The 16,452-nt window shown below is 60.3% G+C and carries 8 protein-coding genes; 6 read left to right on the forward strand and 2 right to left on the reverse strand.

The genetic code is table 11. From position 1 onward, the window contains the following. Positions 1–246 precede the first annotated feature (246 nt). The 5 genes from dctP (Q9Q94_RS08955) (at position 247) to katG (ending at position 11,434) form a co-directional block, all read left to right on the forward strand. Positions 247–2,322 (forward strand): TRAP transporter substrate-binding protein DctP, encoded by a 2,076-nt coding sequence (dctP, locus tag Q9Q94_RS08955; RefSeq protein WP_305979718.1) that lies wholly within the window; start codon positions 247–249, stop codon positions 2,320–2,322. 575 nt (positions 2,323–2,897) lie between these two features. After that, the gene (dctP, locus tag Q9Q94_RS08960; protein WP_305979719.1) at positions 2,898–3,884 is read left to right on the forward strand and encodes a TRAP transporter substrate-binding protein DctP; all 987 of its coding nucleotides are present in this window, start codon (positions 2,898–2,900) and stop codon (positions 3,882–3,884) included. 517 nt (positions 3,885–4,401) lie between these two features. Beyond that, positions 4,402–6,120: a S8 family peptidase gene (locus Q9Q94_RS08965; protein ID WP_305979720.1), complete on the forward strand. Its 1,719-nt coding sequence runs from the start codon at positions 4,402–4,404 to the stop codon at positions 6,118–6,120. Between the two features lie 809 nt (positions 6,121–6,929). Continuing rightward, positions 6,930–9,020 carry a glycoside hydrolase family 28 protein gene (locus Q9Q94_RS08970; protein ID WP_305979721.1) on the forward strand — a complete coding sequence of 697 codons (2,091 nt, stop codon included), beginning with the start codon at positions 6,930–6,932 and terminating at the stop codon, positions 9,018–9,020. Positions 9,021–9,223: 203 nt separating this feature from the next. Next, positions 9,224–11,434, forward strand: coding sequence for a catalase/peroxidase HPI (gene katG / locus Q9Q94_RS08975; RefSeq protein ID WP_305979722.1), 2,211 nt, complete (start codon positions 9,224–9,226; stop codon positions 11,432–11,434). Between the two features lie 192 nt (positions 11,435–11,626). Here katG and Q9Q94_RS08980 read toward each other — a convergent pair whose 3' ends face one another. Then, positions 11,627–12,583, reverse strand: coding sequence for an MBL fold metallo-hydrolase (locus Q9Q94_RS08980; RefSeq protein WP_305979723.1), 957 nt, complete (start codon positions 12,581–12,583; stop codon positions 11,627–11,629). Between the two features lie 278 nt (positions 12,584–12,861). Further along, positions 12,862–15,081, reverse strand: a complete 2,220-nt coding sequence (locus tag Q9Q94_RS08985; RefSeq protein ID WP_305979724.1) for an SdiA-regulated domain-containing protein — start codon at positions 15,079–15,081, stop codon at positions 12,862–12,864. Between the two features lie 195 nt (positions 15,082–15,276). Between Q9Q94_RS08985 and Q9Q94_RS08990 the strand changes: the two genes are divergently transcribed. Then, the gene (locus tag Q9Q94_RS08990) at positions 15,277–16,434 is read left to right on the forward strand and encodes an oligogalacturonate lyase family protein (RefSeq protein WP_305979725.1); all 1,158 of its coding nucleotides are present in this window, start codon (positions 15,277–15,279) and stop codon (positions 16,432–16,434) included. Positions 16,435–16,452: the final 18 nt, after the last annotated feature.

The following is a 16,452-nucleotide window of genomic DNA, read 5'->3' on the forward strand; positions in this document are numbered from 1 at the left end:
GGCACGCCATACCCTTCCGTCTTGTACAAAAACGACATTCACCACCACTGAATGTGCACGTCACGTTCCGGCTGACCAGCATCCGCCGCCACCCCCGAGGGCAGAGCTCTCCGCAAAGGCCCGTTTTTTTCTTCTAAAGAATGTTCATGCCAAATCCGAAATACCTTTCTGTACCTGATCGAAGGCCGAACGCAGATTCCGCCGCAGGTGTCGCCACACAAACCCGTTGTCGTCAGGAGGGGCCGGATGAATGCTTACCGTACGCTGAGAGGGCTGGCTTCAGCCGGTGTATTGCTGGTTTTGCTGGTCGGGGTTCTCGGGTTTTCCGGTGCTTCTCCGGCGCTGATGTCTGCCCTGGCAATCGCGGCGGCGCTGATCCTCGGCTATGCCGCGTATCTTGCCCAACGCAGCTTTCTCGCACCCCTGCAGCAGCTGGCGGAAGATCTGGGCCGATCTGCAGGGCAACATGACTTTGCTGCGCCCGCGGCACTGGCCGGCGACGGGGAGGCGGCACGACTTTCCGGATTGCATCGGGAGCTGGTCGGCTTTGTCGCGACCTCGCTTGGCGAGCTGCACGAGAATGCCGAGCGCTTGCTGGAGATAGCCGAGGAAGCCGGGGTTGCTTCGCGCCGCGTGACCCGCAACTCCCGCCTGCAGAGCGAAGCGGCGTCGAACATGGCGGCGGCGGTGGAGGAAATGAGCGTCAGCATTTCGATGGCAGCCGAGCAGGTTGCCACCGCCCGGGAGCATACCGGCCAGTCCGCCGAGATCGCGCGGGACAGTGCGACGGACATTCTGGCAACAGTGGACGGCATCACGCGGGTTTCCGGCTTCGTGACCGAGGCCACAGGGCATATCCGCAGCCTGAGCGATGACTGCGACAGCATTGCCGGCATGGCCGGGATGATCCGGGAAATTGCCGACCAGACCAATCTGCTGGCGCTCAATGCGGCCATCGAGGCGGCACGGGCCGGCGAGCAGGGGCGCGGCTTCGCGGTGGTGGCGGATGAAGTGCGCAAGCTGGCCGAGCGCACGACCCATGCCACGCAGGAGATTGGTTCGCTGGTGCAACGCATGCTGCAGCACGCTCACCATGCGGTGGATGGCATGGCGCAAACCGGCAAGGCGGTGGACGAAGGCGTGGTCAGTGCGCAGCGGGCGGGGAATTCGATGCAACGCATCCAGCATGAATGCAGCTCGGCGGCGAGTCTGGTGGCGGAAATCGCGTCCCTGATCCAGGAGCAGCGCGAGGCAAGCGGCGCGGTTGCCCGCAACATTGAACAGGTTGCCCAGATGAGCGAGCAGAACTCGCTTGCCACCAATTCAACCACTGATGCGCTGACGCGTCTGAGCACCCAGGGCCGGCAGATTGGCGACGTGGTCGGGCGCTTCAATCTCGGCTCGGCGGGCGGCGGACGTATCGTTCTGCGCCTGGCAGACATTCATGGCACGGACCATCCGGCCGTGCGGGCCGAACAGGTCATCGCGGAGTTGCTGCAGGAGCGCAGCAACGGACGCATCACGCTGAAGGTGCATGCCGAAGGTGCGCTGGGCACGGAAAAAGAGGTGTCCGAGCAGATCCGCGCCGGCAACATCGACATGATGCGAGTGAACATGTCCTCGCTGAACAAGGATTGCCCACTCACCGTGGTGCCCACCCTGCCCTTCCTGTTCCGCGACATCGAGCATCTGCACAAGGCCATGGATGGAGCGCCGGGCGACTCGATCCTCGCTGCGTGCGAGGCTGCCGGCCTGATCGGCCTGGCGTTCTACGACAGTGGCGCACGCTCGATCTACGCAACGAAACCGGTACGCAGCCTGGCCGACATGCACGAGATGAAACTGCGCGTGATGCAGTCCGATCTGTGGGTAGCCGTGGCGCGTGCGATGGGAGCCATCGCCACGCCGATGCCGATGGACGAGATCATCGCCGGCTTCAAGACCGGCCTGATCGACGGTGCGGAAAACAACATTCCAACCTTTGACAGCTACAAGCAGTACGAAGCCTTCAAGTATTTCTCGCACACCGAACACGCGATGGTGCCGGAGATCATCGTGTTCTCGAAAGCGCGCTGGCAGAAACTGAGTGCTGAAGATCAGCAGCTGATCCGCGCTGCAGCAAGGGATTCAGTGCCCCGCATGCGCGGATACTGGCAGGAGCGGGAGCAGAGCGCCCGCAAACGTGCGATGGATGCCGGTACGCAGTTCATCACGGATGTCGACAAAGCTGCGTTCCAGCGTGCGATGCCCAAAGTTTACGCCCAGTTCGTCACCAGCCCCGAGCAGAAGGCGCTGCTGCGCGCGATTCAGGAACTGCATTGAAGCCGGCAGCGGCACCCTGAACGCGCTTCCTGAATAGAACAGGGCAGAACAGACTCACCGCCAGCGTGCTGCCGGGGAAAGAATGCTGACGTACAGACTTGCGCGAGGCCGCGTCTGGCGTTGCTTCCGGAGCAACATGCCGCAAGAGGCTTTGGCAGCCTTACTCTCCGCCCACCATGCCTGAAGAAGCCCGCCACTGGCGTGGTTGCAGAGGCTGCCGGCCCACCAACAGCCAGTCCGCGCATTTGAGTCCGCACACCCATGCGCCAAGCGGCAAGGAGCCGTCCTCCTGTTTGCATGCCTGGCAGATTGAGAAATGAACTGAACAGCCCTCCCCCCGCAAGACAAATAAGCTCACGACGCTCGCGTAAGCCTCTCGCGACTCCAGGGCAGGCGACACCCCATTCCAGCTGATTTCTCATCAGTCGGCCTCGCACGGCCACGCAAGCACGAAACACTTTTTCTCACGGAATTCACCTTTGTTTTCAAGAGTTTCCGCGCTTTCACCTAGAGTTTTCCAGACGCAAGGCGTTTCCCTCTCCCCTTCCTCCTGGAAATTCAACAGAAAGATCTTGATGAAACTCACATGGCGATTTTCTGCCCTTACCCTTTTCACCCTCATCCTGTCATGGTCCGCAGCAGGCAATGCTGCCGTCAATCTGGTCGTATCCGATCAGCAGACACCCGATCATCCGGTTGTGCGCAGTCTGGAGTTTTTCGGCCAGCGGCTGACGCAAGCCACTCGCGGTGATCTCACCGTTACGGTAAAAGCCAGCGGCTCGACAGGCAGCGAGCAGGACGCGATACAGGCTTTGCAAAACGGCAACCAGGCCCTTGCCCGTCTCAATCTTGGCGCACTCAGCGAACAGTCATCTGCTGCCACCCTGGCCAGCCTGCCCTATCTGTTCCGCTCAAGCGACCATATGTGGAAAGTGCTCAAGGGAGACTTCGGCAAGCGCCTGGATCGGGAGCTGGAGCAGAAAGGCCTGATTCGCCTGGCGTATTTCGAAAGCGCTCCGCGCAATTTCTATTGCATGAAACCGATCCGCTCGCAGGCAGATTTTGCAGGTCGCAAGATCCGGGTCCTGCCGTCCCGCGTGTTTGAAGACCTGATCCGGAATCTGGGTGGCACACCTGTGCCTTTGCCCTTCAACAAGATCCCGGAAGCATTACGTGCCGGCGCACTGGATTGCGTGGATGGCGGCACCGTGAATTTCGTCGCGGCCGACCATCACAAGATCACCCCCTGGCTGATGCAGGACGAGCACCTGCTGCTGCCTGAAGTGCTTCTGATCTCGAAGAAAACCTGGAGCTCGCTGAGCACCGCACAGCAGAATGCCATCCGTCAAAGCGCACAAGAAGCAACAGCTCACATGACCAAGCTGTGGGCAGATCAGGAAAACAATGCGCTTGTAGCGGCAAAGAAGGCCGGCGTAAGCGTGATTCCTCGCGCACAAATCTCGATGACCGGCATCGAAGCGCAGGCAATCAAGACCTACAACAAGTACATCAAGAGTTCTCAGGATCTTGAAACGATTGTGCGGATCATGGCGGTAAAGTAATCGGGCCAACACAGCACTGACTCAAACCCCGCTCCCGTCAGGGAATCACCGCCGGCAAACCGCCCCTGACGGGCATCTTCGGGCTACATGCTTGAAGATGGCCGTCAAATAAGGCTTGCGAAGGACCTTGCCTGCAGAGCGTGATTAGACGCGGTTTGGCGGCAAGATGGAATACCCTGAAAGACATCCGTCGGTTTGTTCTCGGACCATGCTACAGACACACTTTCCGCCAGCATCGGCCCCACAAATTCCTGCATAGCAGCTCCTTTTGTGTGCGCCGGTTTTGATGCTCGTCAACCCCGCGTATTCATAATGCATTGCGCGAATTTAGCTAGGAAAGCCTGCCTCTCGATCTGGCACGGATTTCAAGCCATACGGGCCGCTGGAAACCCTGTTTTTCACCCTGACGAGGCCAACAAAAGATATGCTGTGCGCGCTTCATTAATTCGGGGAAAAAGCTGCGTCTGCCGTCTGCGCTGCATGCCCTGCCATTCCTTACAGGAGCTCGACAAGCATCATGCTGAACCGGACCATTCTTTCGCTGTGTGCCTGCCTGTGTGCGGCACTGCCAGGACTGCCCGCTCAGGCCGAAACCGGCCGCGTCATCGTCAAATACCGCAGCACATCGAACATCCAGGCCCTGTCGAACAACACCGACCGCAAGACCGCGCTGAGCATCCAGCTCGGCGTGAATGTCGTCGGCAGCGGGGAAATCATCTCGCGCATGCACGCCGTGCAGGCCGATGGCATCAGCTCCACCGATCTCGCGCTGAAGCTGATGGGCCGCGGCGACGTGGAATATGTCGAACTCGACCAGCTCCGCAAACCCTACTTTGTGCCAAACGACACCAACTTCGCCAGCCAGTGGTATCTGCAGACGACAGAAACCTCCGCCATCCGCGCCACCACAGCCTGGGACACCACGCTGGGCAGCAGCAGCGTGGTGGTCGCGGTGTTGGATACCGGCATACTGCCGAACCATCCGGATCTGCAGGGCAGCCTGCTGACGAGCAGCGGCAGCGTGTATGGCTACGATTTCGTAACGGACACCGCCATCTCTAATGATAGTGACGGGCGCGATGCCAACCCCTCCGATCCCGGTGACTGGGTCACGCTCGCTGAGTCGACCACTCCAGGCTCTTTTTATGGATGCACGGTAACAAACAGCAGCTGGCACGGTAGCCTCACCGCCGGCATCATCGGCGCCACGACCAACAACAGCGCCGGGGTAGCCGGCGTCGCCTCCGGAGCCAAGGTCCTCCCCGTGCGCGTCATGGGGAAGTGCGGCGGCTATGATTCTTACATCATGGCCGGAATGCTCTGGGCCGCAGGTGTCAGCCAGGCGGGAGTTCCTAACAACACTCATCCCGCCAAGGTGCTGAATCTCAGTCTGGGGGGCTCAGGTTCTTGTACAAACTCCTACAACGACGTGATCGCGCAAGTCAGCGCCAAAGGAGCATTGATCGTCGCGGCGAGCGGGAATGAGGATGCCGCGCCGGGCGTGCCAGCCAATTGCGCGGGAGTGCTGGCGGTCAGCGCTGTCAGCAATACCGGCAGCAAGGCTTTCTACAGCAATTACGGCAGCGCGGTCGGCATCTCGGCACCCGGTGGCAATCCCAACCTGGCAAAATCCATCTGCACCTTCCCGATCTATTCCACGCTCAATACTGGCAGCGAAGCACCCGATTCGAACGGCGACACCTATTCAACGCAAGCGAATTGCAAAATCGGCACCAGTTTCTCGGCGCCGCTGGTGTCGGGCGTCGCCGCCCTGATGTCGTCGGTGAATGCCTCGCTGACCCCTGCGCAACTGATCTCGCTGCTCAAATCCTCAGCGACCCCCTTTCCGGTCTCAGTTACGGGAGTCACGACGAGCTGCGCGGGCAAGGCCACAGGTATTGGCACAGAATGTCTGTGCACCACCAGCACCTGTGGCGCGGGAATGCTGAATGCCGCCGCCGCAGTCAGCGCAGCCCAGAGTTACACAGGATCGTCCAGCTCTTCGAGTTCCTCAAGCTCCAGTTCTTCGAGTTCTTCAAGCTCCAGCTCATCCAGTTCCTCCGGCTCTTCAAGCTCAAGCTCTTCGAGTTCTTCCGGCTCCGGTTCGTCCGGTGGTGGAGGCGGAGGCGGCGGAGGCGGCGGAGGTGCGATCGAGCTGTCCGACATGCTCGCACTGCTGCTCCTGGGATGCCTTGTCCATGCAGCGCGGCGTGACAGCCGCAGCCGTTGCCGCTGAGTAAATCAGCACAGGTTCACGGATGAAACAGTGAACAAGGTCCTGCCTCCCCGGCAGGACCTTCAGGGCGGGCCCAAACAATGGCGCCGGCCTCGGCGGTGTAACAGGAAGACTTTCCTGATGAGCGCACGCCTCAGGTCCACAGCCCTTGTCATGTGCTCTCAGAGACTGTCTGCGATGCGAACCCCTCCCCAGCCCTCCCCTTGACAGGGGAGGGAGGTATATTCGGCCCAGCTTGGGGTGCTCCTCCCCTGTCAAGGGGAGGTCGGGAGGGGTTGCTTTCCTGTTTTTCATGACGCAAGAAAGATCATGAACAGCCTCTCAGGCGACCTTGCTCGGCAGATGAATCCCAGCAAGCAGTGAATTTTCGGCAATCACCAGCTCGACGATATACCGCCGCATTGCGCTGAATACCTTACGCTGTCTTCAATAGTGTTGCGACACAGGGCTGCGTACAGCCGCTCGTGGCAAGCGTCTGCAGGCGATATGGCTGCAGATGCGCGCGGAATGCTGATCTCGGGCATGCCATGCTGGAAAGCGTGACGGAAAGCCACTTTCCGGACAACAACGAAAGAGCAGGCCCACACGCTGCCCCGTATTGCTCGATATGACATGACCGCGGGCAAGCACTTTTCACGTGAGGCCCCATAAAAAAAGCAAGCCGGTTCGTCTGGTTTCGAAATTGTGTGCGACCAGACATGCGCAATACGCTCTTCATCCACTGATGACGATACGGGCATTCATCCCGTCGACATCAAGACATATGCAGCATTCGCACATACGCGGCACATATTTCAGGTGAAGAGACAATGAAAAATAAACATAGACAATTTGCATGCCGGGCACTGATCCTGGCGACAGCAGCGGCAAGCACATCCATTTTTCTCGGCTGCGGCGGAGGAAGTGGCGGCAGCGGCACAACTTCAAACACGCAGGCAAGCACCCCGGCAGTCGACACCAACGCACCGAAGTCGCTGCAGGTACCAACCCTGGCCTTTGACGACACCAGCATCACGCTGGTATGGAAAAAGCCTGACAACTACGCCAATGTTGTGGATTACCGGGTCTATCAGGATGGCAAGCTGCTCGGTACGGCAAATGCCAACAACACGCAGTTTTCTCCAGCCAAGCCTTACATCGACCAGTTCTACGCGGACGATACGGCGGGCTTTCACGTCAAGGTGCAAGCACACAGCTACCTCGTCACCGGCCTGAAGCCCGATACCCGCTACAGTTTCACCGTGCGCGCGGTTTACAGTAACGGCTCGGAGTCAGGCGACAGCGCCGCGATTACGGCCAAAACTGCATCGGCCTTCATCAACATCACGGATATCTCGAAGATCGCCACCGCAGGCGAAACCAGCGACGCAACGATCACGGCTGCCAACACCACGGCAATCCAGACAGCCATCGACAGCTGCGCGGCCAGCTCCACCAGCGCCTACGGCTGCAAGGTGCTCGTGCCGGCCGGGGTTTACATGACAGGCGCCCTCTTCCTCAAGAGCAACATGACGCTGGAAATCGCCGCGGGCGCCGCGCTGAAGGCTTCACCGAACACCGCTGACTTTCCCATCGCCAAGGGTTACCAGCTTTACAGCTACAACTCGTCCGGCGCTTCGGTTGATGACCGCCGCGCACCATCGCTGCTCAACCTGCTCACCGCAGACCATCTGAATGGCAGCGTCGTCGGCCTGCGCGCAGGCTACGACGATACCCGCGAAGCATTCACGAACGTCCTCGTCGTTGGCAAAGGCCGTCTGGACGGGAACGGCTGGATACGCTCCAGCACTGATCTCGTCTCGGAGGCCGGCGCTTCGCTTGCACAGTTCAAGAACTCCAGTTCCAGCACCTGGAACACCCAGGGGGTTCTGGTCAAGAATCAGGTCGCCGCAGGCGTTGCCGAAACCCCTGCCATGAATGCGGCAGACGCCTACAGCTATCGTCGCTCCAGCCTCACAACCTTCCGCGGGGTGAAGAATATCTATGTTGGCGAGCTCACGCTGACCAATCCCGGCAACCACGGCGTCATGTTTCTGGAAAGCCAGAATATCGTCATGGCGGGAACGAGCTCGCAGACCTTTGACGTGAATAACGGTGACGGCGTCGAATTCGGCAACAGTGACAACATGATGGCCTTCAACAATTTCTTTGATACGGGCGACGACAACGTCAATTTCGCAGCCGGCCAGGGCGCCGATTACGAAGGAGCCAATCCGTCACAAAACGGCTGGATTTTCAACAATTACATGCGCGAAGGGCACGGCATGCTCGCTCTGGGCAGCCACACCGCCGCCTGGATTCAGGACATCCTGTGTGAAGACAATGTTGCCTACCTTACCGACAACGGCTTGCGCCTGAAAACCAATCCCTACAACGGCGGCGGCGCGCGACGCATCACCTTCCGTGACAATGCGATGCGCAGCGTCGGCGCTCAGGGCAACACCAGCATCGCTGGCGGCAAGAGTTTCACCGATGCGGGCAACAACGGTCAGGCATTCATCTTCACCGTCGGCTACAGCGCAACAAGCAACACCGTCAATTTCGACAAGTCAGCCAAGCCGGCACAGTTCCTCGACATCACGGTGCGCAATGTCTCGCTCGACAACATCAGCACCGCCAAGGGCAACGAAGCAATTCACATGGATTCCTACGACGGCAAATCTTCAGACATGACTTATGCGGAAACCTTCCATACCGGCTTCGTGTTCGACAACGTCAGAATCAAGGATGCCAAACCAACCAGCATCGCACGCATGAAGAACAGCACGTTCTCCAACTTCAGCGTCACACTCTCCGGCGCCACCGCACCGGCCAGTTGGTGGGTTTTCTCGGCGACCAATCCCGGCATTAGCTTTGACACAAAAACAGTGACGCCAAGCCCGTCGCCGCTGCCACAGTAGGCAGCAAACAGCACGATGACGTCAGCCTGCCGGCCCTGAGGGGCCGGCATTTATTTTTTAGAGCAAATCTATCGCTACAAAACATATCAATAGCCAGCAGCAATCATGTTCATGGAGGCAATTCAATAGCCGATGCGCGCAGCACCCTCTAAGCTTTGAATCCAGCACGATCCCGAAGCACATCACCAAGGAGGAAAGCACTCATGAGCAGCGAAGCTAAATGTCCCTTCGGCCACGGCAGCCGTACCAGCGCGAATCACCAGTCCAACCGCGACTGGTGGCCGAACCAGCTCAATCTGGGCATCCTGCATCAGCACGCGCCAGCCTCGAATCCGCTTGGTGCCGATTTCGACTATGCCGAGGAATTCAGGAAGCTGGATCTGGCCGCGGTGAAGCAGGATCTCACCGCACTCATGACGACTTCGCAGGACTGGTGGCCAGCGGACTGGGGACATTATGGCGGCCTCTTCATCCGCATGGCCTGGCACAGCGCAGGCACCTATCGCACGGCTGACGGGCGCGGTGGCGCGGGCACCGGCAACCAGCGTTTTGCCCCGGTCAACAGCTGGCCGGACAACGGCAACCTCGACAAGGCACGGCGCCTGCTGTGGCCGATCAAGCAGAAGTACGGCAACAAGCTGTCCTGGGCTGATCTGATGATCCTCGCCGGCAACGTGGCGCTGGAGTCCATGGGCTTCAAGACCTTCGGTTTTGGTGGCGGCCGTGCCGACATCTGGCAACCCGAGGAAGACATCTACTGGGGCGCCGAGAAGGAATGGCTCGCCACCTCGGACAAACCCAACAGCCGTTACTCCGGCAAGCGCGATCTGGAGAATCCGCTGGCTGCGGTGCAGATGGGGCTGATCTACGTGAACCCGGAAGGCCCGGACGGCAATCCGGACCCGGTGGCTTCCGGCCGCGACGTGCGCGAGACCTTCGCCCGCATGGCGATGAATGATGAAGAGACTGTCGCGCTGGTCGCCGGCGGCCACACCTTCGGCAAGGCGCATGGCGCGGGCGACCCGAAGCTGGTCGGGCCCGAACCCGAGGCCGCACCGATCGAGGAACAGGGCCTGGGCTGGATCAACAAGCTGGGCACGGGCAAGGGTGTGCACACCACCACATCCGGCATCGAAGGCGCGTGGAAGCCGAACCCGACAACCTGGGACAACGGCTACTTCGACATGCTTTTCGGTTACGAATGGGCGCTGACGAAGAGCCCCTCGGGTGCCCACCAGTGGTACGCCAAGGACTGCAAGCCGGAACACCTGATCCCGGATGCGCACGACCCGGCGAAGAAGCATCCACCGATGATGACCACGGCAGATCTGTCGCTGCGCTTTGACCCGATCTACGAAAAGATCTCGCGCCGCTTCCACAAGGACCCGGCAGCATTTGCGGACGCCTTCGCACGCGCCTGGTTCAAGCTGACTCACCGCGACATGGGGCCCAGGGCGCTCTACCTCGGACCGGACGTGCCGGCCGAAGAGCTGATCTGGCAAGACCCCATACCGGCAGTGGATCACGCGCTGATCGATGCAAAGGATATTGCCGGGCTCAAGGCTTCGATCCTGGATTCGAACCTCAGCGTGGCCGAACTGGTCAGTACCGCCTGGGCTTCGGCCTCCAGCTTCCGTGGTTCGGACAAGCGTGGCGGCGCCAATGGCGCGCGCATCCGCCTCGCACCGCAAAAGGACTGGGAAGTAAACCAGCCTGAGCAGCTGGGCAAGGTCCTGAGCGTGCTCGAAGTCATCCAGCAGGCCTTCAATGCGGCGCAGGCGGAGGGCAAGCGGGTGTCATTGGCCGACTTGATCGTGCTCGCCGGTGGCGTGGGCGTAGAAAGGGCTGCCAAGGCTGCCGGCTTTGCGCTGGAGCTGCCTTTCACGCCCGGCCGCATGGATGCCTCCCAAGCCCAGACTGACGTGGACTCCTTCGCGCCGCTGGAACCGCAAGCCGACGGCTTCCGCAATTATCAGAAAGCGCAGTACCGCATGCCGGCCGAAGAGCTGCTGGTCGACAAAGCCCAGTTGCTGACGCTCTCCGCACCGGAGATGGCGGTGCTGGTCGGCGGCCTGCGTGCCCTCGGCGCCAACTACGGTGCATCCAGGGATGGCGTATTCACCCAGCGGGCCGGTCAGATGACGAATGATTTCTTCGTCAATCTGCTCGATATGGGCACCGTGTGGCGGCCGGTGGATGAAGCGGCGCAGCGTTTTGAAGGGCGCGACCGCAGCACGGGCGCCGTGAAGTGGACCGCCAGCCGGGTTGATCTGGTGTTTGGCTCGAACTCGCAGTTGCGGGCGCTGGCCGAGGTGTACGCACAGGATGACGCGAAGGAAAAATTCGTACGCGATTTCGCTGCCGCCTGGGTGAAGGTGATGAATCTGGACCGCTTCGATCTGAAGCAAGCCTGAGCAAACCGGAGATCATCGGAAGCTCCGGGTGCTGCCCAGTAGAAAGCCCGCCGATTGGCGGGTTTTCTTTTTTAACATCTCTGAAGAGCCGCATCCAGAAAGGATCTTCAGCATGCCTTGGCGCTCAGGCCTTCTGGACAATGGTCTGCAGGCACATGGCCTGCAGAGCCCCGCCAGAAGCGGGTCTTCAGCTTACTGCAGGGGTGTGAAATCGTATCCCTTGTCACGCACGCTCAGTGTGCCGATGGCTGAACCCGGCAGGTGAAAGCCCGCGACCAGCGCGTTTTCGGCAATCGCCAGCTCGGCGATGCGGCGGCGCGTGGCACGCGCCTCTTCAGCATTCATGTCGAAGCTCACCGCCCAGTCCGGATTGCGCACGAACATGGCGACATTGGTGGTGTCCGCCCAGTACAGCAGTTTCTTCGCACCGCCTTCGATCATGAACACGGTATGCCCCGGCGTGTGGCCGAAGGCGGCAATCGAGCGCACGCCCGGCAGCACCTCCTTGCCCGGCTCGAAGCGGATCACCTTGTCAGCCATCGGCGTGAACACACGGCGGGCGGTGTTCAGGCCGCCACGCGAAGCTTCAGGGGTAGCGGCATAGCGAGCCTCATCCATCCACCAGTTCCATTCAGGATTGGGCACATAGATCTTCGCATTCGGGAATGCCACTGCGCCGGCCTTGTTGCGCAGGCCATTGATGTGATCTCCGTGGAAATGCGAAATCACGACCGCAGTGATCGACTGGGGATCAATGCCGGCCTTGAGCATGTTTTCCAGCAACTTGCCCGCACTGGCCCCGCCAAACTCGCCATTACCGGTATCGAAGAGCACGCGCTGCCCGCCGATATCCACCACCGGCGTGGTGTAGGGCACTTCGAGCTTGTCGGTAGGCTGGCCGGCGGCTTTCAGATCGGCCTGCACGTCGGCAAGTGCTGCGTTGCGCACGAAGTTTGCGTCGAGCACGCGAGAACCGGCTCCGTCACGCAGCATGGTGACCTTGACCGAGCCCAGCTCGACCCGCGTCACCCCTTCTGCCACGACGGTGGTGCGCGGCGCGTTCGTCGCACAACCAGAAAGGGCAGCCCCTGCCGCAGCAAGCCCCAGCACGACCCACTTCGCAAGATTCTTTCCATACATCAGACTCATCTCATGCACTCCTCAAAAGGGTTGATCGAACCTGGCGGCCGGGCCCGGCAACACAGGCTGCCGCCGCAAGTGTAAGTGCTGTTTACAGCCCCCACCACCAATCTTCGCCATTGAGGCGGACAATCATCCTGCGCTCTTTCCCGCACGCAGCATGGCCCCTCCACAGCTCGGACTTGCCCTGCAGGACACTCATTGGCGGAGAGGACTGGCAGCAAAAGGCCACCCCGAGAGGTGGCCGAGAGCCAGAGCCAGCCATGGCCGGCGATGGATTACAAGGTTCAGAAGAGGCTGTTATTGGTCAGCGGAAAAGCTACCGTATCGCTGCTAGCCCAGTTGGCTGGATTGGCAACCAGGGCACGCAATGCAGCCAGATCGCTGGCGCTCAGCGCGCCACTGTAGCGGGCGTTGTCGATCAGCAGCGAAATGTACGCACTGGCGGGCGCCAAGGCAGTCTGCAAAGTGACATCCATCGGGCCTGCCGCACCGCCGATATTGATGGCGGCAAGATAGCGGTCAACCGTCAGACTCCCGGCGGCGCCTGCTGCCAAGCCGTCGATGCTGCCCTGAAAAGCGAAGATGGTTTCGCTGCTGGTACTGATGCCGCCATCCTTGCCCAGCACACTGCCCTTGTCGGCGATCAGGGGCTGAGCATCGGTCTGAATGGTCACGATGGTAGCCGCCGGGTAAGCCTTGTCAGCCACCCACTGGAAGGCCGACTCATTGGTTGCAGCAAGGCTGTCACGATCGCTGAAGAAGATGGTCGTGCCGGCATTGATCCCTTTCATGAGGATGAAAGCGAAGGCATCAGTTGCATCGGCGTTGGCACCCACAAACAGGATGTCGCCAGCAGCCAGCGTGGTCGGAATCGACGATGCCGCCGTGGTGAAATTCAGTCGTGTCGTGACGTTCCAACCAACGAAAGGATTGCCCGCAAGATCGGTGAGCGCAGTGCCGTCCACCAGCAGATGGTAAGCGCTGCCAGGCCTCAAATCGGCACTCGGGTTGATATCGACCGTGTTGCCACTGATGGTGACCTGGGTGATATCGCTGGCCTTGATCACCCGTACATCGTCGCTGCCATTGCTGAGGGTGAAGTTGCCGGAACCAGCGGCAACGGCTTCGTTGAAGCTAAGTACGACGCGGCTGCCAGTCACATTCAGGGCATCGTCACCCGGTGTGGCAGACACCAGCTGCGGCACCGTGATGTCATTCACCGTGGTGAAACTCAGACTGCCCGCGCCATTGGCCTTGCCACCGGCATCTTTGACCAGACCGGCCGCAAAGCGCACGGTGTAGGTGCTGCCGGGTTTCAGGTCAGTGGCAGGATTGATCACCACACTGCTGTTGCTGAAACTGATCTGGGTGCTGTCGGTGATGGCGATGCTGCGCTTGTCGCCCGCGCCATTGTCCAATTCGATACTGCCGCTGCCGGCGGTAATGACACTGCCGAAGTTAAGATAGAGATTGCTGCCCACGCCCACCGCAGTGGCAGCGCGGGTCGGGGTGTACACCCACAGTTGTTCGCCGCTGGTGCCGCCCGAGCCGAGCTCGTTAGTGACATACATGTTGAGATCGGCATCGAAGGTGACGCCTTCATGCTGTGCGGCGACTTCGATGCCCAGCTTGCTGTAGATCTTGCCCGCGCGATCCATCTTGAGCAGGCGGCCCGACTCCTGGCTCAGCACGATCAGGTGCTCGCGGTCGGCAGCACTTGCCGGCAGCACGTTGGCCAGCACAGAAATGTCGCCAAAATCGGCGACGTTGTCGGCCAGTGCGGGGCTGAAAAGATTGCTCGAATCCGTGGTGGTGGGCGAGCCATTGGTGGCCGTGCCAGCAGCAAAATCGATGCCGCTCTGGAAGATGCCGAGTGGCGTCTTTTCCTTCACGAAGATGAAGCCATTGCTAACCGGGTCGTAGCTCACCCCTTCCAGACCAACATTGCCAATGGTAGTACCCAGCTTGACGGTTTTCGCATTGGCCGGGTCCAGGGTCGTACCTCCCGTGTAGGTAAAGCGGGTTGCCTGGCGATAACGCTCTTCGACCATCACGAACTGCCCGCCGCCAAGATAGGCAATGCCTTCCGTATCGTAGTAATAGGTACCTTGGGGTTTGGTGGCATCTGCCGGCAGCGTCATGGTGTCGATCAGCGCGCCAGTCTTGCCAATCTGGGTGACGGACGTACCGTTGTCGCCCACGATGAACAGGGTGTCCGTATCCTTGTTCCAGGTGATGGCAGAAACTTCCGAGGCCAGCAGATTGCTGCCCGACCCCACCGGCAGATTGTATTTGCCCACCAGCGTGTAGTTGGCGAGATCCAGGCTCTCGCCCGGCGCGATGAAGGACAAAGTCGGAGCAGCAAGTTCGCTGGTGACCGGCGTTGTCGCATTGCTGTTGCCACTATCACCACCGCCTCCTCCGCCGCCTCCGCAAGCAGCCAGGGTTAGCGTGCCAATCAGAGCCAACGACCAGGCCAGTGGCCTCAGGGTGAGCTGCTTCATCGTGTCTGTTCTTTCTCTTGGTTTTGTGAAATGCGTGAGGCTATGGTGCAAACTTGAACCTGCAGTGACGCTTTTGTGACAAATGAAAGACTGGGAGATGCTGCATTTGAAGTGGACTCCAGCCGATATTGCGCACACCGGTTAGATGCCGCGTGCAGCAGGGCGATCACACCAAAATATCCGGGGAGACGGAACATGAAACGTTTTGCATGCGCTGGCCTGCTGCTCTTTCCTCTGCTGGCACTGGCCGTGAAGGGCGAACGCTTTCCGGCCGAAGCCAGGACTGTCACCGACGAGCCGGCGTATTCGGTACTGCAGCTCACCACGCATGCTGCCGACGATGCCGGCCTCTACTTCACCAACGAGGCGTTTTCGCCGGCCGACAATCTGCTGGTCTTCACCTCGAAACGTAACGGCAGCTGGAATCTCTACGGCATTGATCTGACGAGCCACGCGATCATCCAGCTCACGGATTCCAGACGCATTTCCGGCACTGGCGCGGTGGTGGCACCCGGCTCCCGCGAGGTGTTCTACAAGGAGGGAAGCCAGATCAAGGCGCTGAGCCTCGTTACCCTGGCTGAACGCGTGCTGACCGACCTGCCCAGGGGCTTCATCATCTCGGCAGCCGTAACGGCTTCGCCGGACGGCAAGGTTGTGGCGCTGTCCCAGGTGGAGGACATTCCGATCACCACGAAGACGGATGTGATCTATTCCGACATGGACGAGCGCTTCGAGAAACGGCCCTTCAGCCAGATATTCACCGGCAATGGCAATGGCACGGACTGGCACATGGTGGCCGGGCAGCAGAAATGGATCAGCCATGTACTGCTTGGCCCGCAAACGCCTTACCCCCTGCTCTACTGCCACGAGGGGCGCTGGAATCGCGTGGAGCAGCGCATGTGGCTGATCAGTCGCGACGACACAGGCAAGCGCAAGTTGCGCGAAGAAGAGACGCCGGAGCTGTCCATTGGCCACGAATACTTCTTCCCGGATGGCGTGCGTGTGGGCTACCACGGAAACTACGCGGCGCCAGACAAACGCAGCTTCATCGGTGTGGCCGACATCCGTGACGGCTCGTACAGGGAATACGTGACGCCTGCCGGCAACATGCACACCCATGCCAATGCCCAAGGCACGCTGTTTGTGGGCGACGGCAGCCCGCGTGCGCCTTTCATCAACGTGTATGCGCTGCACGAGGGCAAGCTGGAGGGCGGCCCGCTGTTCCGCCACGACGGATCCTGGGCAAAACAGGAATGGCATCCACACCCGCGCTTCCTGCCCGACGGCAAACAGGTGGTATTCACCAGCAATCGCGGCGGCGATGGCAATGTCTATCTGCTGAAGCTGAAGTGATGCGCGACGGCTTGCCGG

Source organism: Uliginosibacterium sp. 31-16 (assembly GCF_030730865.1).
Taxonomy (GTDB): domain Bacteria; phylum Pseudomonadota; class Gammaproteobacteria; order Burkholderiales; family Rhodocyclaceae; genus Uliginosibacterium.

What these genes read in the sequence shown, in the direction of transcription:
- dctP (WP_305979718.1), top strand. Translation starts at nt 247, where the DNA reads ATGAATGCTTACCGTACGCTGAGAGGGCTGGCTTCAGCCGGTGTATTG.
- dctP (WP_305979719.1), top strand. Translation starts at nt 2,898, where the DNA reads ATGAAACTCACATGGCGATTTTCTGCCCTTACCCTTTTCACCCTCATC.
- Q9Q94_RS08965 (WP_305979720.1), top strand. Translation starts at nt 4,402, where the DNA reads ATGCTGAACCGGACCATTCTTTCGCTGTGTGCCTGCCTGTGTGCGGCA.
- Q9Q94_RS08970 (WP_305979721.1), top strand. Translation starts at nt 6,930, where the DNA reads ATGAAAAATAAACATAGACAATTTGCATGCCGGGCACTGATCCTGGCG.
- katG (WP_305979722.1), top strand. Translation starts at nt 9,224, where the DNA reads ATGAGCAGCGAAGCTAAATGTCCCTTCGGCCACGGCAGCCGTACCAGC.
- Q9Q94_RS08980 (WP_305979723.1), bottom strand. Translation starts at nt 12,583, where the DNA reads ATGAGTCTGATGTATGGAAAGAATCTTGCGAAGTGGGTCGTGCTGGGG.
- Q9Q94_RS08985 (WP_305979724.1), bottom strand. Translation starts at nt 15,081, where the DNA reads ATGAAGCAGCTCACCCTGAGGCCACTGGCCTGGTCGTTGGCTCTGATT.
- Q9Q94_RS08990 (WP_305979725.1), top strand. Translation starts at nt 15,277, where the DNA reads ATGAAACGTTTTGCATGCGCTGGCCTGCTGCTCTTTCCTCTGCTGGCA.